Source organism: Rothia sp. 18CD1-1, from assembly GCF_055285355.1.
The window spans coordinates 13,412-37,242 of the sequence record NZ_JBUZLI010000002.1 but is presented as its reverse complement, the minus strand read 5'-3'; the positions used below and the strand labels follow the sequence as shown (position 1 = coordinate 37,242).

Here is a 23,831-nt window from a genome sequence, read left to right as displayed (position 1 = left end):
CTGTATTTAACGTTATAAAGGAACAGCCCCAGGTGTCAGTAGTCGTGGATACCCCGATTTCTTATGGAGAGAACATTGTTACCGCTCTGCGCGGAATCGGTACCAGGATCGAGGTGGTCCCCGGCAAGCCCTACGGGGCCCCGGACACCGAGGCATCGGTGTGGCTACTCAACATGTATGGCACCCCGCTCACCTGGCTGAGCACCCCCCACGGTGCCGCCTATGTGGAGGGAGACCACCTCATGTTCCGCGCAGATTCTGCCGGTGAGGTAAAACTCGAATACAGCATAGACTTTCCCGACGGCAGCAGCGAGACGGGCCGGGCTATCGTGTACTCCCGCTAAAGAACCACCGCCAGGACCCCGAGGTAGACTAAACCCGCCTCTTCAATACGCGGGTTAGGGTTAAAAATATGAATACGCTGTTTCGGTGGTCAGGGCCAATCCTTCAGCAGGCTCTCCTACTGGGACTTGCTACCTGCCTTATTATTCTGCCCCTCGTTGCCCTGGTCCACTATCAAAAAAACTCCAGACTGTTGGGTCGCTGGGTGTGGGCGGCACCGCTCATCATTATCTACCTGGTGGGGGTTATCTCCTTCACCTCGCTACCCCTGCCTGATCCGGACACCCTGCAGTGCTCCAGCTCCCTCTACTACCCGCGCTACTTCCCCGGATGGAGCCTCCGGTTCGCCCTCGACAACACGGCCGGGCTGGGAGCTACCCGTTTCTTCACCTGGCTCTTCGTGCAGATATACCTCAACGTGCTACTCTTTGTGCCCTTCGGCATTTTTGCCCGCTGGATATTCAGATGGACCTTTCGCACCACCCTATTCAGCGCCTTCGCTACCACCCTCACCATCGAGCTCAGCCAACTCACCGGCCTCTGGGGATACTTCAGCTGCCGCTACCGAACATTCGACGTCGATGACATGATCACTAACACACTCGGTGCCGTGATCGGCTGGCTCTGCGTCGAACTGCTTACCCGCCGGGCCCACCGCAAGCCCCGCACGGGCACACACGGAGACAGCCGCTAGCCGGTGCGGTGAAGAACCTATACCCGCAGATCGCCCCGCGCCCAGTCAAGCACCCGCTCCATGAAGCGCTCGCAGAGAGAAACCTGCTCAAGCTCAATCCACTCGTTGCCGGTATGCGCCTGGGCAATATCGCCGGGCCCGCACACCACAGCGCCCATGCCGGCCCGCTGAAACTGGCCCGCCTCCGTACCGTAGGTGACCTTGACAAGAGGCTCAGTCGCGTATTCGGGGTGGCCAGTCAGTGCGGCACAGAGACGGAAAACGGGGTCGTCCGCGCCCGTATCAAGGCCCGGAACCGCCGCCAGAAGCTCGTGGGTAACCGACACCTGTGACCTCAGCGAACCCGCCGGCGCACCGGAAAGCCGCTCGGCCCGCTCCGCCTTAGCCTCCAACTCGGGCAGCAGATCTCCCCACAGCTTGCGCTCGAGACGGTCAACCACCTGGCTCGTGGGTGTGGCCGGGATCGTGCGGAAATCATACTCCACCACAGCCTGCTCACCCACAATGTTGTACTGCAGACCACCGTGCAGCAGGTTAGCCCCGGCCGTAGAAGAAGGGGTCACAAACCCCTCAGCAAAAGGCCCCGACTCAATCCACTCATCGGCCATATCCTCAATAAAAGCGGCAAACCTAGCTGCGGCGGCCACCGCATTCACCCCGTGAGGTGCCAGCGAACCGTGCTTAACCACACCGTGAAACGTGGCGCGCCCCCGGTGAGCGCCCTTGTGGGCGGCAATCGGACGCATCGACGAGGGCTCACCAATAATCGCGAAATCGGGGTTGATACCGCGGCGGGCCAGATCGGCGAGCATGCGCGGAGCACCCACACAGCCGATCTCCTCGTCATAGGTGAAAGCACAGTGGACCGGGTGCACCCGCCGTGCCTCTGCCAGACGGGGAAGGATCCACAGAACAGCGGCAAGGAAAGACTTCATATCCGCCACACCGCGCCCGTACACCCGATCACCTCTGACGGTGGCGGTGAAAGGATCGGTATCCCAGGGTTGACCCTCTACCGGCACCACGTCGGTGTGCCCAGAAAGTACCAGACCCCCGTCCACCGAACCATCGGCCGCCGGCAGGGTAACAAACATGTTGGCGCGGGTGGAGTCATCGCTGTGAGTGTAGAGAGGCTCAAACCCGTACCGCCTAAACTCTGCGGCAGCCACCTCTAAAAGCTCGGTGTTAGGGGTCTCAACAACAGTGGGTATAGAAACCAGCTTCTCAATCCAGGGGAGGCAGGCAGGCAAACTACGCATGGGTCAACACCTTACAGAGGCAGAAAACAATGTGCTGTTCAATCCAGTATATGGGCCAGAACCCATAGTGACATCGGGGCGGTCAAACCCGCGCCCTCATATGGCGGGGTCGGGGAATTATTGTCTTGTGCGCGGGAACCGGCGTAACGGGAGGGGAGCGGGGTAAACTTGAGAGGTTGTACGATCGAGCGCATACGGTGCGGAGGAGATATATGAGCTGGCTGGTCATCACCGCCCCCCTGGTGGTGGGCGTATTCTTGGTGGTTGTTCCCGGCCTCATCGTGGCGGCCTCAATGCGCATGCGCGGTATAGATGCCGTGACCATAGCACCGGCCATCTCCGTGGCGGTGATAGCTATCAGCGCTATCGTAGCCCCCGTGTTCGGGATCGGCTGGGCACTGTGGGTGCCCCTGGCTTTCGCTCTGGTCACCGCGCTCGTCCTCTACCTGCTCACCCGCATTCTTTTACGTCTACAGATCTGGGATGCCCCCCGCAAACGGGCAGAACAGGGGATACCCGGCGCCGGTTTTGCAGCCCCCGGCCTCACCGAGCCTCGCTGGTTCTCACGCGAGCAGGGACTATACTGGGCCACCCTGGCGATAGCGGCGGTGCTACTGGCCCGCAACACCACCAACGCGATCGGCTACCCCGACTGGGTGTCACAGACCTACGACAACATTTTTCACCTCAACGCGGTGCGCTATATCGCTGACCACGCCAACGGCTCATCACTCTTTGTGGCCTCCATGACCGCGGGTGACAACCCCCCGGATTTCTATCCGGCAGCCTGGCACGACACCGTATCGCTCATGTTCACCGGAACCGGTACCACCGTTGAGCTGGCGACCAGCGCCATGGCACTGGTTGCCTGTGCTGTCATCTGGCCGCTGAGCCTGGTCTTCATGATCCGCTCCATCCTGCGCCCGGGCCCGGTGGGTATGATGAGCATCGGGGTGCTCTCTGCCGCCTTCGTTGCGTTTCCCCTGCTCCTCCTCAACTTTGGGGTGCTCTACCCCAACCTGCTGGGTATCACGCTTATGCCCGTCGGAATAGCGGTGGTAGCGCAGATGCTGAGGGTCACCCCCCACCGCCTACTCGCCACGGCTCAGTCCGTGTGCCTGGGGCTCTTCGTGGCACTCGGTATAGCCCTCTCCCACCCCAACGCGATCATGTCGCTGCTGGTGATGGTTATCCCCATCTTTGTCTGCCGTGCACTGCTGCAAATAATTCGCGGAGTCAAAAAACTCACCCCCCGCTGGATAGTGGGTGTCCAGCTGCTGGGAATTACCGGCATCCTCCTGCTGATCAACTACCTCTGGGGTGTTATTCGCCCGCCCCGCGAGGCCGGTGGCTGGGAGCCGCAGCTCACCCAGGCGCAGAGCTTCGGTGAGTTTATCCTCAACGGGGTCATGGACACCGGTGCGCTCTGGTTGGTCTCCATACTGGCCGCTATCGGGGCGATTACCCTCTGCCGGGACCGCAACCGCAGCCTGTGGCTACTCGGATCCTGGGCCGTTACCGCCTACTTTTACACGGCAATCCGCTACCTGGGCTGGGACCACGACCGCGACTGGGTCACGGGGGTCTGGTACCACGACCCCTACCGGGTAGCCGCGCTCACCCCCATCGTGATGATTCCGCTGGCCGTCCTCGCGGTAGACCGCCTGGCCGCCCGGGCTCTCGCGAGCAACCTGGCCCGCGCTCTATACCACCGCTGGGAATCCCGACCAGCCAGCACAGTCACCGGACCGCAAGCCGGGCTCACCGCCCTCGCCCTGGTCACAACCCTGGGAATCGGGTTTTTTGGCCAAACAGCCAAACCGCTCACCGACTATGTGGCCGCCACCTACTGGACCTACAGCCCCGACACCGACACCGTGACAGGACTGCTGACCTCCGATGAAAAAGAAGTACTCGAACACGTCGACGACTACGTGCCCGAAGACGCCACCATCCTCGTACAGCCCTGGACCGGAGGATCCCTCGCCTACGCAATCGCCGACAGAAAAGTAACCGCCTACCACACCAGCTTCACCGACACCGAACTCAGCGGCTACCTGAGCAAAAACCTCAACCGGATCAACACCGACCCCAGAGTGTGCGAACTCATCAACGAACACGATGCCCGCTACTACCTGGACTTTGGCACACAGGAGGTGCACGGAGGAAGCCACCGGGAGCGCTTCTCGGGCTACATCGGCGCCACAGAAACCGGCGCTATGACCCCGCTCTACTCAGACGGCCAGGCAACCCTCTACGAGATCACCGCCTGCACCTAGGGCAGACAGAACACCGGGGCGCAACTGCTAAACTGAGTACGATTAGCCGCACCCCGGCGCATACAGTACTGGAGCTAACACAGATGCAATCTTCTTCCGTGCACAGCGGTGAACCGAAAACCCTCATCATCATGCCTGCCTGGAATGAGGAAGAGGTGATCGGTGGCACCATCACCGAGCTGTTTCACACGATGCCCGACATCGACCTGGTCGTGGTCAACGACGGTTCACAGGACCGCACCTCAGAAATCGCCCGCGAGGCAGGCGCCTTTGTGATCGACCTCCCCTACAACATGGGAATTGGCGGCGCCCTGCGCACCGGCTACAAGTACGCCCGCCGCATGAACTACGACCGCGCCATCCAGGTGGACGCCGACGGCCAGCACGACCCCAAGGGGATACGCACGGTTCTTGCCGGACTCGACGACGGCACCAACATCTCCATCGGCTCCCGCTTCGCCCAGCCGGGCGACTACAGGGTGACCGGCCCTCGCAAATGGGCGATGACCGTGTTGGCCTTCATGTTCACCAAAATTTCGGGCGAAAAATTCACCGATGCCACCTCCGGCTTTCGCGCCGCGGACCGACAGGCAATCGACCAGTACTGCGAACACCTTCCGGCAGAGTACCTGGGCGACTGCATCGACGCCTGTGTCATGGCGATACGGGCGGGCCTCACCGTCAAACAGGTGCCCGTTCATATGCGCCAGCGGCAGGCGGGAACACCGTCGTCCAGCCCCCTCAAATCGGCGGTTTACCTGGTGCGATCATTCTTTTCCTTTGGAATGTCAATGACCCGCAAGAAAACCTCTGTAGGAGAAAACTAAGAAATGGGAGCAAATATCTTCTTTCTCGTTCTCGCAGTCATTTTGGTGGTGATGGTGCTTGTTCAGGTGCGCAACCAGAAAATGAAAGAGAAATACGCCGCGCTGTGGCTCCTTGTTTCTGCCCTGATCATTATTCTTGCGCTCTTCCCCCGGCTACTCGACTGGTTGGCCAACCTGGTGGGGATAGAAACCCCGGTGAACCTGCTCTTTCTGCTGGCGATCATCATGCTCATCGGTGTTTCCCTGCACCTGACGCAGGAACTCTCCAAGATGGCGGATGAGACCAGAATCCTGGCCGAAGAGGTGGCGATGATGCGCTCGCTCCAGCGGCAACCCGGCGGTGCCGGCCACGAAAACCGTGTGTCGGCAGCGGACAACCTGCACACGGGCCAACCCGCAGCAACCGGCAGCGACGACCCGCGCGCCTAGAAACCTTTACTCCAAGACCGGAAGATAAATCATGACTGTAGATATTCTGTTTCCCTACTACGGCGACGTCGACCTCATGAAGCAGGCGGTGCGCTCTGTCATAGGGCAGAACAACCCCCACTGGCGGATGGTCGTTGTCGACGACGGCTACCCCGACGACTCGATTCCCGGCTGGTTTGAATCCCTGGGGAATTCCCGGATCACCTATATGCGGAACGAAAAGAATCTCGGCGCGAACGGCAACTACCGTAAGGCCCTGACCTTCGTGGAGAACGAGCTGGTGACCGTGATGGGTGCCGACGATTTGATGCTGCCCAACTATATTGACTGGCTGACAGCGGCGGCGGCAGAGCACCCCGAGGCGAGCGTATTCCAGCCGGGGGTGGTGGTGATCGACGAAAAGAACAGGGCCTCAAACACCCTTGTGGAAAAGACCAAGGCGTTTTACCGGCCCCGGCAGAGCACCGTGCTCACCGGACAAGAACTCGCCGTGTCCCTTCTGCGCGGTAACTGGTTCTACTTTCCCTCGCTGGGCTGGCGGGCATCGGCTATCACCGAGACTGGTTTTCGTGAGGGGCTCAACGTGGTGCAGGATATGGCCCTGGTGCTCGATATTGCCATGGCCGGCGGCTCCCTCTACTACGATCAGACCCTGGCCTTCATGTATCGGCGGCACGGTGGTTCTGATTCGTCCTGGCGGGCACTGGAGGGGACCCGTTTCGACGAGGAACGCACCTACTTTGACACGATCGCCGCCGAACTGGAGGCTCAGGGCTGGAAGAAAGCGGCAAAGATTGCCAGGCTGCACTTCTCGTCGCGTTTGCACGCCACCACTTTGCTCCCCCGGGCGGTAGCGGCACGAAAGTGGAGCGGGGTAAAAAATCTGGCTCGTCACGCGGTTCGCTAGACGGGGAGAGGCGGCTGTGGAAAGCGAGGGACAGCGGGAGGATAAGACCGGTATCACCTCCAGAGAGTCGATGCTGTTGCTTGTGGCATCTGCGGTAACCGCTGTTTCTGCACTGTTGGCCACCGTCATTGCTAAACGCACACTCGACAGTGCCCCCCTCGAAGAGTTTTTACTGTTCTGGTCCATCCTTTTTGGGATTTTTGGGATTGTCTCCGGGGTTCAGCAGGAGACCACCCGGGCGGTGGGTACGGCGCGCCTACAGAGGCGGCTTAACGATGCCACCTCCCGCGGGGCACCGGTGATACCCCTCGCTTTTGCTATCGGCTGTCTGATCGGTGGGCTGGTGCTTGCCTCATCGCCGCTGTGGGGGAGCAAGTATTTGCCCACCCACACCCCGGCAACGGTGCTACTAGTGGCCGCGGGTGTGAGCCTCTACGCGGTTCATGCGGCGATGAGCGGTGCCGCCGGTGGCCGAGAACGGTGGATACTCTTTGCCGCCCTGGGCGGGGGCGAGGCAACCTGGCGGCTGATCGCCATGGTGGCGGCCGCGATGTCCATCGGCAGCCTTTTTGGTCTTGAGGTGGCCGTGGTGTCCACCGTTGTGCTGTGGGTTCTTCTTGTGCTTGTAACGGGGGAGGGTAGAAAAACTTTTATGGCGCGGGCAGATGTCGGTGCGCGCGCTTTTACCCGCCGGGTTCTTTTGGCGATGGGTTCTTCCGCCGCCTCGGCGGTGCTGATGATGGGTTTCCCCATTGTGCTGAGGGCAAGCATGGGAACCGCCACCGACGAGGAGTCAAAGATTCTGCTCTCCACCCTCATTCTGGCGATCTCCATTTGCAGGTCCCCCATCATGATCCCCCTACAGCAGTTTCAGGGGGTGGCTATTTCAACATTCCTCAAACACCGGGACCGCCCCCTGTCCGCTCTGGCTAAACCTTCGGCGGCCCTACTGGGTATCGGTGTGCTCGGTGCCGCCGCCGCCTGGGCTGTGGGTCCCCTGCTGTTCCGCCTGATCTATGCGCCCAAATCCAACGAGGTTGCTGTCTATGACCAGTATCTGACCGGCTGGCTTCTGGGTGCCCTTGTTTTTGGGTCGGCTCTCATGGCTCTGCTGGTGCTCTCGGGCACGGCGGTGCTTGCCCTCGACGCTCACCGGATCTATGTGCTCGGCTGGGTTGTTGCAGCTGCGGTGGCCACCCTGCTGGCCTTTTTGCCTCTGCCCCTGGTGGGTCGCACCCTGGTGGCTCTTTACGTTGGTCCGGTCTGTGGTTTTGCGGTGCACCTGGCGGGAACCGTATTCATCGCATCCCGTGCGTCCGCGCCGAAATCCTAGTTTTTGACCGACTTCCTAGGAAATAACCCAGGAAGTCGGTCAAAAACTAGGAAGTCGATGGAGCGGCAGAAAGACGGCTACGCCTCCTCGAGCTCTCTACCGCGGGTCTCCTTGGCAAACATGTAGATAGCCGCACCGATAAACAGGCAGATGGCGAAGAAGATGAATGCCTGCGAGACCACCTGCGGGTCGGCGGCTGCCACGCTCTCGGCACCAATCATTGCCCCCATCATGTAGGGTCCAACAATCTTGGCGATAGCACCGATACCGTAGCCCAGGCCCAGACCGGTAGACCGTGCCGCGGTGGGAAACTGTTCTCCACCGAAGGCGTTGAGGATACCGAAGGCGCCGTCACCGAAAGCCATAGCCACCAGAATACCGGTGAAGAAAACCCACCCGCTTCCACCGTGGAAAGCGGCGATCAGACAGCCGATACCACCCAGAACACCGAAGATCAGCATGGTGTAGCGGCGGCCAATAATGTCGGCCAGGTAGGCAGAACCCAGGCGGCCCAGGAGGTCGGCGATCGATACCGCGGCAAAAAGACCGGCGACAGCGCTCACCGAAAAACCGAAGACACTGCCGAGCAGGGTCTGGCCCCAGGACTGGATGGTGAACGAGCCCAGGATAAACATGAAAGACCCCAGGGTGATCACCAGCAGAGATTTCTTATAGGACGAAAAGACCAGGGAGTAGGCGTTCTTCTGCTCTTTGGGTGCCGGCGGCAGCTGCCCCACTTCCTCCTTGGGGATGTTCATCGCCCAGGCGAAAGCGGCACGGGCACTGTCTTCATCCCCGCGCTGCTGGTAGTACCGCGGAGACTCGGGAACCACCCGCGCCCAGAAAAGGAGCAGAACGGGGAGGGTGCCCAGCGCGATCAGAAGGTGCCAGTCATCCCCGGCCGCCTGCGAAGCCAGCGAACCCAGTAGCAGCCCCGCGGGGATAAAAACCGATCCCAGCCCGGCCAGGAAACCGCGGTGTTTGGTGGGCACAAACTCCTGCACGTAGGGGATAGAGGTGATATTCAGACCACCCACGCCGAAACCGACCAGCACCCGGAGTGCGGCAAAAATTACCCAGCCCGGAATACCGAACCAGCCGTCCTGTCCCACAAAAAGGCAGAGGAAGGTAAAGAGCGTAAAAATGATGACGCACCAGATAAAGGCGTTACGCCGCCCAAACCTATCGGCAAGAGCACCCCAGGAGATAGCCCCCAGCACGGTTCCCAGGCCCGCACAGGCCAGAATAATCCCTGATTCAAAACCGGAGAGGCTCCACTCTTTGGTCAGGATGGCAATAATAAATCCGACGATAAAAATATCGAAAAACTCCGCAATATTACCGGTGATCACCATGCCAATCAGAGACTTCTGATGGCCGGTCAGCTTGCGGCTATCCAGCTGCTCCTGCGCCGTCATGGCGCTAAACTGCTTCTCTGCGGCGGTAGAACTCATGATAAATCACTCCTCACTTGCTAACGCACAATGTCATTAGTAATGGGAATATCCAGCTCTCTGGGGGAGAGAGTTGTGAGATCCCCGTGATGGGTCAGGGCGAAGGCAGAGGTGCGCTGGCCGTATGAGATACCGCTGCGCACATCATCGTTGAGGTAGCCGTGAATGGTTCCGGCCACAAAAGAATCGCCGGCGCCGGGGCGGTCAATCACGGGAACCCGGTTCACCGCGAAGGTGTCATCGCCCTCGGTTTCAGACGACATATAGACGCCGTCGATACCGTCGGTGGACACCACATGGGTTGCCCCAAAACGCTCGCGCAGTTGACGCGAAACCTCAACCCCGCCGGCCTCAATACCGAACACCGCCGCGGCGTCTTTGCGGGAGCACAGCAGCAGATCGGCCAGCTCCGCTACCGGGGTGAGCACCCGGCCTGCGTCTTCATTGCTCCACAGGGTGGTGCGGTGGTTGACATCCAGTACCAGCTTCACCCCGCGCTCCTTGGCTTGGCGGGCAGCAAACTGCACAACATTGGCGGTGTCCTCGGTGAGGGCGGCGGTGATACCGGTCAGGAAAAGAATCCTGGTGTCAAGCAGATCATCCCAGTCAAAATCCTCGGGCTTGATCGACCGGAAGGGGGTGTGCATACGGTCGTAAATTACCCTTCCCGGCATGGGAAACTCCCCCGGCTCCAAGAAATACAGGGCAACCCGGCCTTCCTCAACCCGCCGCACATGATCCATGTTCATACCCGAGGCACGGTACTCAGAAATAACGCGGCGGGCTACCGGCCCGCGAGGCAGCACGGTGGCCCAGGTGGTCTCGCGGCCCAGCTGAGCCAGCAGACCGGCCACATTGGCCTCCGAACCGGCAGCGGTCATACGCAGATTCCGGGTCGAATTGAGGCGCTCGCCCTGGGGGACGGTCAGCCTAATCTGGCCCTCGCCTATGGTTGAGAGATCGTACTTCATTGTTCTTCTCCTATACACATGTGATCCGTGGTGTTAGTCGCTCACACCCAGGCTGGCGGCAGCGGTGCCGTAGCGGTTGTGGTAGCGGTCGTAGTTGGATTCAATTTCTTCATCGGACAGCGGGGTAACAGTGCCGATCTGCTCGGCAATGGAGACGGTGCGCGCAACATCCTCAACCATCACCGCGGCTTTAACCGCGGCCTTAATGGAGGAGCCGATGGTGAAAACACCGTGCTGCTGCATCAGGATAGCGGGGGAGCGGCCGATCTTTGCCACCACCTCCTTACCGATGGCATCACCCCCGATAGGGGCGTAGCCGCCGCAGGGCACCGGCCCCCCAAACTCGTCGGCAATAGCCGTAAGAACGCAGGGAATTTCTCGACCCACAGCGGCAAAGGCGGTGGCGTAGGTGGAGTGTGTGTGCACGACGGAGCGCACATCGGGGCGGTTTTTATAGATGCCCAGATGAGAGAGGGTGTCTGAGGAGGGGCCGTGCTCGCCCTCAACAATCTTGCCCGCCATATCGACAACCACCATATCGTCGGCAGACATCTGATCGTAGAGCATCCCCGACGGTTTGATAACAATGACGTCGTGCTCCTCGTCGTAGGCGGAGAGGTTTCCCCCCGTCCACACCACCAGACCTTCTTTGGCCAGGGCAATATTTCCCTCGTACACCTGCTTTTTGAGCTCTTCGAGCATCGCTACCTCGCTACTTTCGCTATACTCAGGCCGGCCTCTTTGATCCAGCCCTCAACCTTTTGTCGTGCCGCAGCCGATATGGCCGCAGAATCGGGTGCGTTATCGTTCCACATTTCGATCATGAGGCGGCCCGACCACCCCTGCCGTTTCAGTTCGGCAAAGGCGGTGGGGAAATCGGCAATCCCCTCGCCCAGCGGAACCCGGCGCGGCTCGCCCACGCGCACGTCTTTAATGTGTAGGGCAACCATGCGGCCCTCACCGGCGCGCAGCTCAGATGCGGTGTCAAGCTGCTGCTCGGCGATATTGCCAATGTCCGGGTAGACCTGTAGCCAGGGCGAATCAATCTCCTCGCAGATCTCAACAGCCTTGGAGATGGAGGTGACGTCGTTGCCGTCGACGTTTTCAATGCCCAGCATGACACCGGCCCGTGCCGCGTACCCGGTGGCCTCCCGCAGGGCCTCAACATAGCGCTCCCGCTGCCCCTCGGTCACCTCTTCGTAGTAGGCAAAATAGCCGGCCACCTGGAGGACCGGGGCGCCCAGGTCACGGCAGAGCTCAATTCCCTTGCGGAAAATCTCCGCTGCCTCACCGCGTACGGTCTCGCTGGCTGAGCCGGGGCCCACGGCGCGGTGCACAGACAGGCAGATACCCCCGATCTGCACACCGTGCCGTGCCGCAGCATCACGAACCTCGCGGCGCTCCAACAGCGGCCAGTCAAGGCGGGCCTTGCGTTCGGCGGTCTCGTCGACTGAAAGGTCTGTAAAACTGAACCCGCCCTCCTTCACAGCGGCAAAGAAACTGTTCCAGTCGGTGACGTCTGGCATTGCCTTTTCGTAGATGCCCAGAGCAATATCTCCCTGCCCCAGCGCGTGGGGGCGAGACTCGCAGCCGCAGGGCTCGTGAACTGCATGAGACATGTGTCTTTCTCCTATGCTCGGGGGAAAACCTCGTTGATTTTTGTGCGGAGCGCGGCGGCAGCGGCGGCGGGATCGTCTGCCCGAACGATCTCCCGGCCGGAAATCACGATGTCGACTGGCTGGCCGGCAAACACGTCGAGCTCGTCCGCTCTGATACCACCGGTGACCGTGACCGTGAACCCGAGTTCTTTGAGCTGGCGAATCCGCTCAAAATCCTTCTGACTCCACTCAAGTGTGCCGGCGGCCTCAAGGTCCCGGGACCTTTTGACAATTGCGTGAACCACACCGGCGTCCCTCCAGGCCCGCGCCCGCTCAAGCGAGTAGTGCTCGTCGGCAAGCTCAACCTGTACCTCACCGCCGTATTCTTGGGCAACCTTGACCACCTGCTCAACGGTGGTCAGGGAGGCCCCGGCGACCACCGATACGTAGTCGGCCCCGGCCTCAAAACAGGCCCCGGCAATAATGTTTCCGGCCTCCACAATGCGCACGTCGGCAAGAATGGTTTTGTGCGGGTAGAGAGCTCGGATATTGCGCACGGCACCGAGACCCTCGTGCAGAATAAGGATGGTTCCGCACTCGATGATGTCCACCGAGTCGATCGCCGCGTTGAGGGGGCCAAGCGCGGTGGGCTGATCTGCTGTGTCAAGGGCAATCTGTAAACGGGTCATGGCCTACCCCCTACTTGCGCAGCTGGAAGAAGAGGTTGCCGTTGTTGATGAGAAGGTCATCAACGTATGCGGGGTCAAAGCCCTCGGCGATCATGCGCGGGCCATCGACGGCCGGGTTGTAGTCGACCCCGGTTACTGCCCCGTATGCCTTCTGGTAGGAGGCTTTGCCGGAGTCGGTGCCCAGCAGAATACGTTTGCCGTAGCCCTTTTCGCCCAGTTCGCGCAGCTCCATGATGCGGTTTGCCTCGGGCTGGTACTTGATACGGTAGGTGCCGTCGATTTCCAGGTAGACGCCCTCGTCGAGGATTTGCTGTAGATAGTAGACATCGGCGTTGCGCTGAATGTGGCCGATAGCGATTTGGTCGGCGGGGACACCGAGCTCTTTCATGAGCTGGGCCTGTTCGAGCCCGCAGGTGCCGTAGGTGGTGTGGGTGTTGATGGGTGCCCCGGTTTCGATGGAGGCGATAGCCGCGGCTTCGATGCACTTGCGTTCGAAGGGGGTGATTTTGCCGTAGGCGGTGGCGACCTTGATGACACCGGCCCTGTATTCGGTGCGCTCAACGATGGGGCCCGAGTAGTCGTGGCGGTCGATGCCCTCTTCAATATCGGCGATCACCAGTTCGGCAATCTTGTCGACACTGTAGCGGTTGACCCAGTGGGATTCGGTTTCCAGGTATACGTGTTCGCGGTGGAAGCCGGTTGCCGCAATGACCTGGAGTCCGCTCACCGCTTCTTCTACCTTAGCCAGGCGGTCGAGGTCGCGGCCGCAGTTGATGGGGCACATGTCGACCACCGTGCCGCCGTGGGTGCTCCATTTTTTGGAGGCTTCTGCAAAGTAGGTGCCCTCTTCGATCGCTTTATCGACGTCGGCAAGCTGGTGGTCTCGGTCGATGTAGACCTCGCCGGCACCGACTCGAATCAGGTGGTCGTGTGCGTTGACGACACCGAGGGTGTTGGCGTCGACGTCGCCGCGGATGGTTCGTGCCTTGCCGGTGTACTGTTCTGACATGGGAACTCCTTGATGGGGGCGTAGGGTGTACGCCATCGTGTACTACGGGGTGAAAATCTGATCTGTATGATTTTCGATACTTCTAGACTAGAATTTTGTGGGTTCGGCCCCAAGGTTGGGTGTGCACATATGTTCATCGGTGCGGGGTGTGTGAGGATGGTTGGGGGAATATTTGACCTTGGGCCCCGTCCCGCAGGGGCGGGTGTATCCTGGAGACGTTAGGTCCTGTGTCTTACGGACAGCATGAGCCCCCAAGTGATCTGCCTTTCATTTACGCACAGATGTTCACAGGAGAATGTACCCGAAATGAGTCAACAGCCTCCCCGCCTGCACCGTTCGCAGACGTCCGACGAGCGCGAACACGTGCGCCTACTTCTCCGGGTGGCCCGCATGTACTACGAAGACGGTGCCACGCAGTCTCACATCGCGGCAAAGGTTGGCTACTCGCGCCCGACTGTATCGCGCCTGCTCACCGAGGCTAGAGACAAGGGGGTGGTTCGTATCCGTATCGACCACCCGCTGGAGCGGGCCATGAGCATGGAAAAAGAACTCATCGAAAAATTTGGCCTCCACGATGCGCGGATCGCACAGGTGGCGGATCGTGGAACTCGGGCTGACGAGGTGAGCCGCTGCGCGGCAGACTACATTGTTGAGACTTCTCCCGAAGACGTGGCCATTGCGGTGTCGAACGGCTACGCCGTGAAGGCGACCATCGAGGCCATGCCGCACACCCACTGGGTTCACTCCCGGGTGGTTCAGATGATTGGTTCGGTCAGCAGCTCGGAGGTTCTGGCGGATTCTTCAGAAACCTGCCGGAGGCTCGCCCGTCAGCTCGGTGGCCGCCACTATGCCCTGCCGGCCCCGCTGGTTGTTGCTTCTGCCGATGTGGCCCGATCCCTTTCAGAGAGCTCGCAGGTCTCATCGATTCTTGACCTTGCCCAGCGGGCGGACCTGGCGCTGGTGGGGATTGGCACGGTTGATCGAGGGCGGTCAGGGCACATTCTTGAGGGCTTTACCGATAGCCACGTGTGCGCGACCCTCATCCGCGAAAAAGCTGTGGGCCATATCTGCGGACACCATTTCAATATTGAGGGGCAGCATATTGAGACGTCGCTGTGCCACCGCACCATCGGTGTGGGGCTGCAGCAGATCAAACGGATCCCGAGGGTGGTGGGTGTCGCCTGGGGGGAGCAGAAACTTGACGCTATCCGGGGAGCTATCCGCGGTGGCTTTGTGACCACCCTGGTGACCGATCGCAACACCGCGCTTGCCCTGCTGGAAGCAGACTAGCCTCTAGTCCCGGGACTCTACGCCGTAGGTGCGGCGCACATAGGAGCCGTAGAGCTTTTCGTAGAGGCGGGGCGAAATTTTGAGCAGGGCCCCGGCTGCTGAAAACAGGGGCCGGGCCCCCGCAGCGCGGGCGATGTGTCCCCACATGATGCGGTCGCGGCACTGACCGATCAGGGGGCTGGACCGTCCGTCAAGAATCAGGGCCTGTTGGGCATTGTTGAGGAAGGTCGCTAACCAGCTCACCGCCCACGCCCTTTTCAGTCTCGGGTTTTGCGGCAGGGGTGCTGCCGCGTCCCCCATATATTCCATGAGGCGTATGCTTTCGGTAACGGGGGTAACTCTGCCCCAGGTGAGGCCGCTCGCTTCCACGGTATAGCGGTGAACCGGGGTGTCACAGACCGCCACAAAACCGGCTTTCACCACGGTTGCCAGCACCACCACCGCGTCTTCGGCCCGGTGAATATCCTGAGGAAACCGCACCCCCTCAAACAGGTGTGCGGCAAAAAGCTTATCCCAGACATAGGGGGTGAACGAGTCTTCCAGCAGGGAAAGCGCAGCCTGCTCACCGGTGTAGAGCCCCGGGCGGGCACGCACCCGCAGGGTGGATTCACCGCTCTGATCAACAAGAAAATGGGCCCCCACCGCCACATCGGCACCGCTTTCACGGGCACAGGTGTGCAGGGTCTCTAAAAAGGTGGGCAGGTACCTATCGTCGGAGTCGAGAAAAGAAACCCAGTGACCGCGCGCCCGGTCCAGTCCCTGGTTGCGCACCGCGGCAACACCCCGGTTGACCTCATTGTTAAAAACCCGCACCCTGGAATCGGGATTCTGCTCCAAAAAACCGCTGATACGCGCCGCCGCGTCATCGGGTGAGGCGTCGATCATCACGAGTAGTTCAAAATCGGGATCGGTCTGCTCGAGCACCGACCGGATAGAGTCAACCACCCTTTCTGCGGTTTTATACACCGGCATAATAATCGAGGTGCGCGGGGCTGGTTCAGCCGGCTGCGGGTGGGATAGGACGGACACAAAAACTCCTCAAACGGTGAGCGAACTGCACCATTTTAGGCAGATTATCCGGAAATGAGGGGACCCCCGGTCTGTCCGCGCCGCAGACCGGATACGGGTCTGCTCCTTGATCTATGACCGGCTGTCATCTTTTCAGATGAACGCTTTGGGCAAGGCGCAGAAATAGTTAATGTTCAGATGACCCAGGTGCTGAAAGTATCTCTGTTCACCATATATCCTTATAAACAAGCGGAAATTTTTTCGGCTCGTAGGCAAGCTACAACGAGGTAGCTTCAGACATTATTCGGAGGCGGCTTTGTCTGTGAAGCACGGCATTGACACAAACGGAATCTCAGAAAAGAACAAAGAGCTTTGGGCGGGCGAGGACGCCTGGATCAACCGGTATTTTCAGCACACCTCTGCCGATGAACTCTCGGGGTACAGTAAGGGCGATCTAGAGAATCTCGCCCGCAGGCACCGGGAGCTTGCCAAAACCAGGCAGACCGGGCAGGTGCTGGTTGACATGATAGGCGATGACTCGCAGAGCACCCTGCTGGTGGTGACCAACGACATGAGCTTCCTGGTGAGCTCACTGACCGCCGAGATCGCCTCGCAGTACGGCGGTATATCCTCGCTGAACCACCCCACCTTTATCGTTGAGCGTGACTCTGACGGGGTGCTGACCGATATTCAAAGTACCGGCCTCGACCAGCCGGTGGCGTCGGGAGATACAGCCACCGCCACTCTCCCGGCGCTCAGGGTAGCGCAGGGCAAGAACGCGGCTATAGAATCGTGGATTTCGGTACAGCTCTCCACCCGCCTGAACCAGCAGGAGAGCAGCCGGCTCGTCTCGGATATTCGCGACATTCTCGACGACGTGCGCCGCGCCGCCCACGACACCGAAGCGATGACAGCGCGGGCCCTGGATATTGCCGAAAACATGGATGCCCTGCAAGATATCACCCTGGGCGGCTCCGAACATTACACGGGGACCATCAACTCCGAGACGGACCCCGCGAGCCGGGTGGCCAGCGTGCAGGAGTTTCTGCGCTGGCTGGCCCGCGGCAACTTTCTTTTTATGGGATTCAAAGAGCGCGCTCTCGCCGCGAGCGGTGGTGACCTCAGCCTGGTTGACCGCACCGGAAGCGGCCTGGGGATCCTTGCCGGTGAAGACACCAAGACCCTCAAGCTCACCGGTTTTTTTGCGGAGAATGCCCGCGACCCCAAGCCGATATACATTACCAAGGCAAACTCGCGGTCAACGATCCACCGGCACGAATACCTTGACTATATCGGGGTTCGGCATTTCGACCCGTCGGGTAAGGTGCTCGGCGAATACGTGATTTTGGGTCTTTTTTCCCTGCAAGCCTACTCGCTACCGGCCAGCGAGACACCGCTGGTTCGCGAGCGCGTGGCGATTGTGCGCCGGCGCCTGGGGTTTCAGCCGGGTAGCCACTCCGATAAGACGCTGACGGGGATCATCGAGGATTACCCGCGCTCGGAGCTGCTCCACACCGATGTTGATACCCTCACCGGAATATTTCGGGGGATTATGGGTCTGGAGGAGCGCCGAACCACCCGCCTCTTCCTGCGGCCCGACGACTTTGGGAGGTTTGTGTCTGCGGTCGTCTTCCTCCCCCGTGACCGCTATAACACCGGGGTGCGTCGCCGTATTGAGGAGGTTTTCTACAGCGAGTTCGACCTCAAGGACCTGGACTTTGAGGTGCGCTTGTCCACCTCTTCACTGGCCCGGCTCTTTTTCCGCCTGCGCCTGGAAAACCCCAACGAAATTCCCGCCGTAGACACCGCGGCCCTCGAAAAGCGGTTGCAGTCCGCGGTGCGCTCCTGGGGGGAGGCGACCGCCACAGCGCTGGAGAATGCCACCCCCGGTGCGGCCGGCCGGGCTGCCTCCACCGCCTGGGCCGAGGCCGCTCCCGTTACCTACCGGGCCGACTACTCGGTTGATGATGCCGTTGAGGACATCGCCATCTTTGAGTCTCTCGCTGCCCCGGGCGCTACACCGGTGGCCGTGCGTATCCGGCCGGTGAACGGCGTGGTGCGGGTCAAAACCTACCTGGCCAAGGCGCACACGCTCACCGAGCTGCTACCGGTCATGCAGGATATGGGGCTCACCGTGATAGACCAGCGCCCCTACGAGATCACACCGGCAGACGGCAGGTCCTTCCTCCTCTACGATTTTGGGGTTGTTTTTCCCGACGGGGTAGAACCCGCTGAGGTGGCCGAACTCTACGAGCAGGCCCTGGGCGCCTACCTGCAGGGTCGGCGTGAATCGGACTCGCTAGACCGGCTCATTATCGCTAACAAGCTCAGCTGGAAGGACGTGGCGGTACTGCGCGCCTACACGCACTACCTGGGGCAGCTGGGCCGCGGTAGCACCGGAGACTTTATGGCCGACACCCTGTTGGCCTTCCCCCGCATTACCGGTTTGCTGGTGGATTTTTTCCGGGTCAGCTTCGACCCCCGGGCAGAGTTTGCCGACGAGGCCGAGCGCGAGGAGGCCCGCGCGAAGATAGCGGACCTCCTCGACGCGGCCCTGGGCGATATCCCCACCCTGGACGCCGACCGTTTTATCCGTTCCATGATCACCGTCATGAAGGCAACCCTGCGCACCAACGCCTACCTGCCCGACTACGGCCTGGCCCTCAAGCTGGCACCGGAGCAGATTGACTTTGCTCCCCTGCCCCGGCCAAAATTTGAAATCTTTGTCTACTCGCCGCGCGTCGAGGGTGTACACCTGCGATTTGGGGCCGTAGCCCGCGGGGGCCTGCGCTGGTCTGACCGCCGAGAAGACTTCCGCACCGAGGTGCTGGGCCTGGTGAAAGCGCAAATGGTCAAAAACGCGGTCATTATCCCCACCGGGGCAAAAGGCGGCTTCTACCCCAAACAGCTCCCCGACCCCGCCCCGGACCGCGACGCCTGGATCGCCGAGGGCAGAGAATCCTACAAAATTTTTATCCGCTGCCTCCTCTCGGTCACAGACAATCTCTCGGTTGCCGCAGACGGTAGCGAAACGGTTATTCGCCCGCGGGGCGTTATTGCCCGCGATGCCGACGACTACTACCTGGTGGTCGCCGCTGACAAGGGCACCGCAGCATTCTCCGACACCGCCAACGCCATCAGTGCCGAATACGATTTCTGGCTCGGCGACGCTTTCGCCTCGGGGGGCTCGGTTGGCTACGACCACAAGGCAATGGGGATTACCGCCCGCGGGGCCTGGGAATCCGTCAAACGCCACTTTGCCGAACTCGGCCGAGACTACCTCACCAGCGAGTTCACCGCCGTGGGCATCGGTGACATGAGCGGAGACGTGTTCGGTAACGGGCTGATGCGCTCGCCGGCTACCCGACTGGTTGCCGCCTTTGACCACCGCGATATTTTCTTGGACCCCAACCCGAACGCTGCCGCCTCCTTTGAGGAGAGGGTGCGGCTTTACCGGCTACCGCGCTCGTCGTGGCAGGACTACAACCGCGACCTGATCTCGGCCGGCGGCGGTGTTTACTCTCGCGGGGCCAAGTCCATTGAGATCAGCCCGCAGGTGCGGCAGGTGCTGGGGCTCGATGACACGGTGACCTCTCTTGCACCCAACCAGCTGGTGTCTGCGATCCTGAAGGCGCCGGTCGACCTCATCTACAACGGAGGTATCGGCACCTACATCAAAGCTTCGAGTGAAACCCACGAGCAGGTGGGGGATAAGGCCAATGACTCTCTGCGGATCGACGGCCGCGACGTGCGCGCCACCATGATCGCCGAGGGCGGTAACCTGGGTATGACCCAGCTGGGCCGTATCGAGGCGGCTGAGGCCGGCGTCATCCTCAACACCGACGCGATTGATAACTCGGCGGGTGTCGAGACCTCCGACCGCGAGGTCAATATTAAGATTTTGGTGGATCGACTGGTTGCCCGCGGCCTGCTGACAGCGGAGGAACGCGCCGACTTTATCGAGTCCCACCGCGAAGATGTAGGCCGGCAGGTGCTGGAAACCAATGCGGAGCAGAATGTGCTCCTACAGGCTGAACGCCACGGGGTGATCCCCGGGGTTGAGGCCTATATTCGCCTGATCCACAACCTGGAGGAGAGGGCCGGCCTGGTGCGGGCCGTTGAGTTCATTCCCGGCGACGGGGAGATTCGCGATCGCTACCGCGATACCGGAATCGCCCTGACCTCGCCAGAACTTTCGGTGCTTGCCGCCTACGTGAAAATTCATGTGACCGCAGAGCTGGAGAAGACCTCTTTTGCCGATGACCCCTACCTGGTGGGCGTGTTACGCGACTATTTTCCGCCGGCTCTGGTGGAGCGCTTTGGTGATCACCTGGAGTCCCACCCGTTGCGCAGGGAGATTATTTGCACCAGGGTGGCCAACATGATTGTTGATACCGCGGGTATCACCCACGTCTTCCGGGCCCAAGAAGAAACCGGGGCGGAGGTTGACGCTATTGCCCGCGCCTTTATGGTTGCCCGCGAGCTCTTTGACGTGGGGGAGGAGGCCCGGCTGCACCGGCAGCTTCCGGCTGCTATTCCGGTGGAGGGCTGGCAGGCGGTGATTCGTGACTGGCAGCGGGTGCTTGACCGTCTGGTGCGCTGGTTTATTGCCGAACGGCAGGTGGTGGTGGGAACCCCCATAGCCGAAATCATCGGCAGATACTCCGATATTACCGGGCTGCGGCGGCACCTGCCGGTCTACCTCTCCCGAGAATCCCGCGCCCGGGTGCGTGCTCTGCGTAACCGGGCTGAGGGCTGGGGCCTGCCCGAAGAGCTTTTGGTGATCTGGATCCGCAGCTTTGAGGGTTTTGCGCTCATGGACGTGGTACGTACCGGGCAGGCGCACAACCTTGATGTTGAAAAGCTGGCGCACATCTACTTCTCGGTCTACGACCGTTTTGGGGTAGACGGCCTACTCACTCTGATCTCGCGGCTACCGCGCAACGACCGCTGGGAGACCCTGGCGCGTTCGGCCCTGCGCGATGACCTCTACGAGATTGCCGCCGCTCTAGCCCTTGCCGTGGTGCGCGATATGAAGGTGAGCTCTGTGCCCGCTTCGGTGGAGGAGGCAGACGGCTACCTGAGCACCTGGGTGGGGGAACACCCGGTGAGAATGAGCCGTGTTGATAGTGCTCTTGCGGATATTGCCGGCGCTGCCCCGGGTGACGACGGCCGTCCCCGCCTGGCGGTACTATCGGTTGCCCTGCGTGCCCTGCGCGGGGCTGTCTCCTAGGGGAATGGCACGAAAAGTCTTCTTTAATTGTGAGAAAATGGCCCTATGACTTCTGAGAGCGCACTGCCACCACATCTGCCTTCTCTCACCGGCCTTCTTGAAGATTATTCGGCGACCACCGGCCGGCCGCTGTCGGTGCTGGCCCGTATTACGGGGGGCCAGCTCACCAATCTGAGGCTCGGTAATGACCGTGGTGATGCGCTTTCACCCGCCGGGCTGATGAGCAGTCTCAGCAGTGAAATTGATCAGTTGATCGAGGGCGGTATGCTACCCGCCGAGTGCGAGCTTCGTCTGCACACGGTGGCGGGCACGCAGCTGGACAGCACGGGGCACCGGTCGGGGTACTCCTCGCGTATCAATAATGACGGCCTGGTGCTCCGGTCTGCTCTCCTCACGTTTGGTCACGGTAGCGGCTACACCAATGCAGAAATTAGGGACGATGCGCGGAGGCGCGGCAAAACCCTACCGGAGATCTCCTACTATCGTTCCCTGGTGCGCGAAGGCAAGGTGGCTGAGGGCCCGGCGGGGGCTATCTACGCTTCACCCATCGGTTCTGACTTCAATGAGGGGGTGCAGGCTGGCGCGGAGGCGGAATCTGGTCTTCCGGAGGTGGGTGAAGGCGGGGCGGTGCAGCCGGTGCTTGCCCATGACCTCTGGGTTGAGATAGCCCACGATAGCCAAACACGCTACGCCGTGGATCTCGCGCCGGGGCCGGCCGGGAAAGAGGGGCAGGTGATAGCCCGGCCAAAAAATCGGGTGCAGGTGCCCTACCCGGTGGCGCTGTCCCTGGCCCAGTTTGTTACCGGGCGCTGGCTGAGCGCTGACACTGTCATGGTTGAGTGGCAGACCATGATATCGCTACTTGAACCCAGCCAGGATACCGCCGGGGTTTTTCTCGAATCAGCGATGGCGAACACCGACGAATCCTACACCGCCGGCGAGCCCCCCGCTCAGGGAGAGGAGCCGGCTGATACCGAAGAAGAAATTCGCGATCTCAGCGGCCACCTGGAAACCCACAACGTGGATCGGCTCAACGAAACAGAGCGCAATCTGGCAGATGACCTAGCGGCGGTGGCCTTTGGTCCCGGCACCGGGCACAACGATACGGTAGAGGAGACTGATACCTCTACCTCTGCCGCATCGAGGTCGGGGCCCGGCACAGGTTTTAAGGCGGCCCTCAGGCGGCTCTTCTCGGGCGGCCAGTAGCCCCTGAACTATTTTTTGCGGGTGCTGGCAACCCGGCTGCCCGCGGAGACGGGGCGGGGGGTGTCGTCATCGTGGGAGACACCGAAAAGCTTCTGGTTGGTGACCATCACCATGATGTCTGTGGAGGGAATATCATCTTTGATGGCCTGCCAGTCGACGGTGAGCACGGGGTCTCCGGCCTGCACCTGCTGGCCAACTTCTACCAGGCTGCTGAATCCGCGGCCTTCAAGTTCTACGGTGTCGATCCCCACGTGCACCAGCACCTCGGCCTGGTTCGGGGTGCGAATCATGAAGGCGTGCAGGGTGTCTTGGAGCAGTGCAACCTCGCCGGTTACGGGGGCGACGACGGTGCTGTCGTCGGGTTCAAGGGCATAGCCTTCCCCCATCATTCCCTGCGCAAAAACCGGGTCGGAGACCTCGGAGAGGGGCTTGTAGCGGCCGTTTGCCGGGGCTACCAGCTCGTCCTCGGATACGGTGGCCTGAGTCTGCGGCTCAGCAGCGGCTTCCTGCTCCTGTTTTTTCTTCTTGCCAAAACCAAACACGTGAATTCCTCCTACACGATCTCTTGATCATCAAGCCTACCCGTTTTAGCTAAGACGCAGCGAATTTTCTTTATTCTTTCGCGTCCGAAAATTTTTCTGGTATCCCCGGTCTGCCCTGGGACTGGGCAGACCCTCGGTGGGGGGAGTAATCTTGATAGTCCCGTATAGCTGATGTGTAAGGAGTTCTGGTGACTACCGCCGCTAGCGCTGAAACCGATAACACCGCCGAGCTTGAGGTTTTTATTCCTGGTCCGGGAGAAAACCCTCAAGACCCGCAGGACGCCGAACGCGCCGATTTTCTTGAGATGGCTCAGCAGCTTCTGGACTCCGGGCTGGATATAGCTGTCTACTCGACAGATATCTACCCCGCGGCTTTCACCGAATGCGCCCCGGTGGCGGATCAGATAGAGATTTCCGGTAGCGAGGTGTTGCCGATTCTGCTGGTTGATGGTGTGGTCAAGGTTTCTTTTGGCTACCCGGATAGGGAGCAGCTGGAGAGGTTTTCGCGGGCCCGCGCCGTGGCGCAGAAGCGTGTTTCGGCGGCTGCCGCTGCCTGCGGTCCGACCGTCGAGGCCCCGGCGCGGGCACCACTGGCTGAGCCTGCCGGGTTTGCTGCCACGTTGGCGGGTATCACCCCGAGACCTACCGGTGGACCCGATATAGGCCACCGCACCAACCTCATGGGCTCCGGTGGGCAGGGAACTGACCCTGCGCCCGGGCAGAAAGCTGCGGACAGGGGCTGCGGCTGCTAGCGATCTTTA

The 23,831-nt window shown here is 60.8% G+C and carries 20 protein-coding genes; 11 read left to right on the top strand and 9 right to left on the bottom strand.

Annotation, left to right across the window (positions count from 1 at the left end; all coding sequences use genetic code 11):
• Nucleotides 1-32: 32 nt before the first annotated feature.
• Complete coding sequence (locus tag ACS1BR_RS01955) at nucleotides 33-344, top strand: hypothetical protein (RefSeq protein WP_463559787.1); 312 nt, start codon at nucleotides 33-35, stop codon at nucleotides 342-344.
• 68 nt (nucleotides 345-412) lie between these two features.
• Nucleotides 413-1,036, top strand: coding sequence for a VanZ family protein (locus ACS1BR_RS01950; RefSeq protein ID WP_463559785.1), 624 nt, complete (start codon nucleotides 413-415; stop codon nucleotides 1,034-1,036).
• Between the two features lie 17 nt (nucleotides 1,037-1,053).
• Here the strand turns inward: ACS1BR_RS01950 and ACS1BR_RS01945 are convergent, their stop codons facing one another.
• Nucleotides 1,054-2,295 (bottom strand): acetylornithine deacetylase, encoded by a 1,242-nt coding sequence (locus tag ACS1BR_RS01945; RefSeq protein ID WP_463559784.1) that lies wholly within the window; start codon nucleotides 2,293-2,295, stop codon nucleotides 1,054-1,056.
• Nucleotides 2,296-2,507: 212 nt separating this feature from the next.
• Between ACS1BR_RS01945 and ACS1BR_RS01940 the strand changes: the two genes are divergently transcribed.
• The 5 genes from ACS1BR_RS01940 to ACS1BR_RS01920 all read left to right on the top strand — a co-directional run bounded on the left by ACS1BR_RS01940 (nucleotide 2,508) and on the right by ACS1BR_RS01920 (nucleotide 8,070).
• Nucleotides 2,508-4,574 carry a DUF6541 family protein gene (locus tag ACS1BR_RS01940; protein ID WP_463559782.1) on the top strand — a complete coding sequence of 689 codons (2,067 nt, stop codon included), beginning with the start codon at nucleotides 2,508-2,510 and terminating at the stop codon, nucleotides 4,572-4,574.
• Nucleotides 4,575-4,657: 83 nt separating this feature from the next.
• Entirely contained in the window at nucleotides 4,658-5,401 is a 744-nt protein-coding gene (locus ACS1BR_RS01935) for a glycosyltransferase family 2 protein (RefSeq protein WP_463559781.1), read from the top strand.
• Nucleotides 5,402-5,404: 3 nt separating this feature from the next.
• Nucleotides 5,405-5,830, top strand: a complete 426-nt coding sequence (locus tag ACS1BR_RS01930; protein WP_463559779.1) for a DUF2304 domain-containing protein — start codon at nucleotides 5,405-5,407, stop codon at nucleotides 5,828-5,830.
• 31 nt (nucleotides 5,831-5,861) lie between these two features.
• A complete protein-coding gene (locus tag ACS1BR_RS01925) occupies nucleotides 5,862-6,737 on the top strand; it encodes a glycosyltransferase family 2 protein (RefSeq protein WP_463559778.1) in 876 nt (291 codons plus the stop codon).
• Nucleotides 6,738-6,753: 16 nt separating this feature from the next.
• Nucleotides 6,754-8,070: a hypothetical protein gene (locus ACS1BR_RS01920; protein WP_463559777.1), complete on the top strand. Its 1,317-nt coding sequence runs from the start codon at nucleotides 6,754-6,756 to the stop codon at nucleotides 8,068-8,070.
• Between the two features lie 77 nt (nucleotides 8,071-8,147).
• On the opposite strand, the gene ACS1BR_RS01915 is transcribed toward ACS1BR_RS01920, so the two are convergent.
• The 6 genes from ACS1BR_RS01915 to ACS1BR_RS01890 are packed head-to-tail and all read right to left on the bottom strand — an operon-like array spanning nucleotide 8,148 to nucleotide 13,791.
• A complete protein-coding gene (locus ACS1BR_RS01915) occupies nucleotides 8,148-9,524 on the bottom strand; it encodes an MFS transporter (protein ID WP_463559776.1) in 1,377 nt (458 codons plus the stop codon).
• A 20-nt stretch (nucleotides 9,525-9,544) separates the two neighbouring features.
• Nucleotides 9,545-10,495, bottom strand: coding sequence for a sugar kinase (locus ACS1BR_RS01910; protein ID WP_463559775.1), 951 nt, complete (start codon nucleotides 10,493-10,495; stop codon nucleotides 9,545-9,547).
• Nucleotides 10,496-10,528: 33 nt separating this feature from the next.
• Nucleotides 10,529-11,197: an L-ribulose-5-phosphate 4-epimerase gene (locus tag ACS1BR_RS01905; RefSeq protein ID WP_463559773.1), complete on the bottom strand. Its 669-nt coding sequence runs from the start codon at nucleotides 11,195-11,197 to the stop codon at nucleotides 10,529-10,531.
• A gap of 2 nt (nucleotides 11,198-11,199) precedes the next feature.
• On the bottom strand, nucleotides 11,200-12,114 hold the full coding sequence (locus ACS1BR_RS01900; RefSeq protein ID WP_463559772.1) for an L-ribulose-5-phosphate 3-epimerase: 915 nt from the start codon (nucleotides 12,112-12,114) through the stop codon (nucleotides 11,200-11,202).
• A gap of 11 nt (nucleotides 12,115-12,125) precedes the next feature.
• Nucleotides 12,126-12,782, bottom strand: a complete 657-nt coding sequence (locus ACS1BR_RS01895) for an orotidine 5'-phosphate decarboxylase / HUMPS family protein (protein WP_463559771.1) — start codon at nucleotides 12,780-12,782, stop codon at nucleotides 12,126-12,128.
• Nucleotides 12,783-12,792: 10 nt separating this feature from the next.
• Nucleotides 12,793-13,791 carry a phosphotriesterase family protein gene (locus tag ACS1BR_RS01890; RefSeq protein ID WP_463559770.1) on the bottom strand — a complete coding sequence of 333 codons (999 nt, stop codon included), beginning with the start codon at nucleotides 13,789-13,791 and terminating at the stop codon, nucleotides 12,793-12,795.
• Between the two features lie 306 nt (nucleotides 13,792-14,097).
• On the opposite strand from ACS1BR_RS01890, the gene ACS1BR_RS01885 reads away from it, so the two are divergent.
• Nucleotides 14,098-15,081: a sugar-binding transcriptional regulator gene (locus ACS1BR_RS01885; protein WP_463559769.1), complete on the top strand. Its 984-nt coding sequence runs from the start codon at nucleotides 14,098-14,100 to the stop codon at nucleotides 15,079-15,081.
• Between the two features lie 3 nt (nucleotides 15,082-15,084).
• Here ACS1BR_RS01885 and ACS1BR_RS01880 read toward each other — a convergent pair whose 3' ends face one another.
• The gene (locus ACS1BR_RS01880; RefSeq protein ID WP_463559768.1) at nucleotides 15,085-16,110 is read right to left on the bottom strand and encodes a glycosyltransferase family 2 protein; all 1,026 of its coding nucleotides are present in this window, start codon (nucleotides 16,108-16,110) and stop codon (nucleotides 15,085-15,087) included.
• Nucleotides 16,111-16,438: 328 nt separating this feature from the next.
• Between ACS1BR_RS01880 and ACS1BR_RS01875 the strand changes: the two genes are divergently transcribed.
• Both ACS1BR_RS01875 and ACS1BR_RS01870 read left to right on the top strand, forming a co-directional pair.
• The gene (locus ACS1BR_RS01875; protein ID WP_463559832.1) at nucleotides 16,439-21,322 is read left to right on the top strand and encodes an NAD-glutamate dehydrogenase; all 4,884 of its coding nucleotides are present in this window, start codon (nucleotides 16,439-16,441) and stop codon (nucleotides 21,320-21,322) included.
• Between the two features lie 45 nt (nucleotides 21,323-21,367).
• Entirely contained in the window at nucleotides 21,368-22,528 is a 1,161-nt protein-coding gene (locus ACS1BR_RS01870) for an SMI1/KNR4 family protein (protein ID WP_463559766.1), read from the top strand.
• Between the two features lie 8 nt (nucleotides 22,529-22,536).
• Here ACS1BR_RS01870 and ACS1BR_RS01865 read toward each other — a convergent pair whose 3' ends face one another.
• Complete coding sequence (locus ACS1BR_RS01865) at nucleotides 22,537-23,070, bottom strand: PTS sugar transporter subunit IIA (protein ID WP_463559765.1); 534 nt, start codon at nucleotides 23,068-23,070, stop codon at nucleotides 22,537-22,539.
• Between the two features lie 188 nt (nucleotides 23,071-23,258).
• Here ACS1BR_RS01865 and ACS1BR_RS01860 point away from each other — a divergent pair, with 188 nt between their 5' ends.
• Entirely contained in the window at nucleotides 23,259-23,822 is a 564-nt protein-coding gene (locus tag ACS1BR_RS01860; protein WP_463559764.1) for an arsenic metallochaperone ArsD family protein, read from the top strand.
• Nucleotides 23,823-23,831: the final 9 nt, after the last annotated feature.

What these genes read in the sequence shown, in the direction of transcription:
- ACS1BR_RS01950 (WP_463559785.1), top strand. Translation starts at nt 413, where the DNA reads ATGAATACGCTGTTTCGGTGGTCAGGGCCAATCCTTCAGCAGGCTCTC.
- ACS1BR_RS01945 (WP_463559784.1), bottom strand. Translation starts at nt 2,295, where the DNA reads ATGCGTAGTTTGCCTGCCTGCCTCCCCTGGATTGAGAAGCTGGTTTCT.
- ACS1BR_RS01940 (WP_463559782.1), top strand. Translation starts at nt 2,508, where the DNA reads ATGAGCTGGCTGGTCATCACCGCCCCCCTGGTGGTGGGCGTATTCTTG.
- ACS1BR_RS01935 (WP_463559781.1), top strand. Translation starts at nt 4,658, where the DNA reads ATGCAATCTTCTTCCGTGCACAGCGGTGAACCGAAAACCCTCATCATC.
- ACS1BR_RS01930 (WP_463559779.1), top strand. Translation starts at nt 5,405, where the DNA reads ATGGGAGCAAATATCTTCTTTCTCGTTCTCGCAGTCATTTTGGTGGTG.
- ACS1BR_RS01925 (WP_463559778.1), top strand. Translation starts at nt 5,862, where the DNA reads ATGACTGTAGATATTCTGTTTCCCTACTACGGCGACGTCGACCTCATG.
- ACS1BR_RS01915 (WP_463559776.1), bottom strand. Translation starts at nt 9,524, where the DNA reads ATGAGTTCTACCGCCGCAGAGAAGCAGTTTAGCGCCATGACGGCGCAG.
- ACS1BR_RS01910 (WP_463559775.1), bottom strand. Translation starts at nt 10,495, where the DNA reads ATGAAGTACGATCTCTCAACCATAGGCGAGGGCCAGATTAGGCTGACC.
- ACS1BR_RS01905 (WP_463559773.1), bottom strand. Translation starts at nt 11,197, where the DNA reads ATGCTCGAAGAGCTCAAAAAGCAGGTGTACGAGGGAAATATTGCCCTG.
- ACS1BR_RS01900 (WP_463559772.1), bottom strand. Translation starts at nt 12,114, where the DNA reads ATGTCTCATGCAGTTCACGAGCCCTGCGGCTGCGAGTCTCGCCCCCAC.
- ACS1BR_RS01895 (WP_463559771.1), bottom strand. Translation starts at nt 12,782, where the DNA reads ATGACCCGTTTACAGATTGCCCTTGACACAGCAGATCAGCCCACCGCG.
- ACS1BR_RS01890 (WP_463559770.1), bottom strand. Translation starts at nt 13,791, where the DNA reads ATGTCAGAACAGTACACCGGCAAGGCACGAACCATCCGCGGCGACGTC.
- ACS1BR_RS01885 (WP_463559769.1), top strand. Translation starts at nt 14,098, where the DNA reads ATGAGTCAACAGCCTCCCCGCCTGCACCGTTCGCAGACGTCCGACGAG.
- ACS1BR_RS01870 (WP_463559766.1), top strand. Translation starts at nt 21,368, where the DNA reads ATGACTTCTGAGAGCGCACTGCCACCACATCTGCCTTCTCTCACCGGC.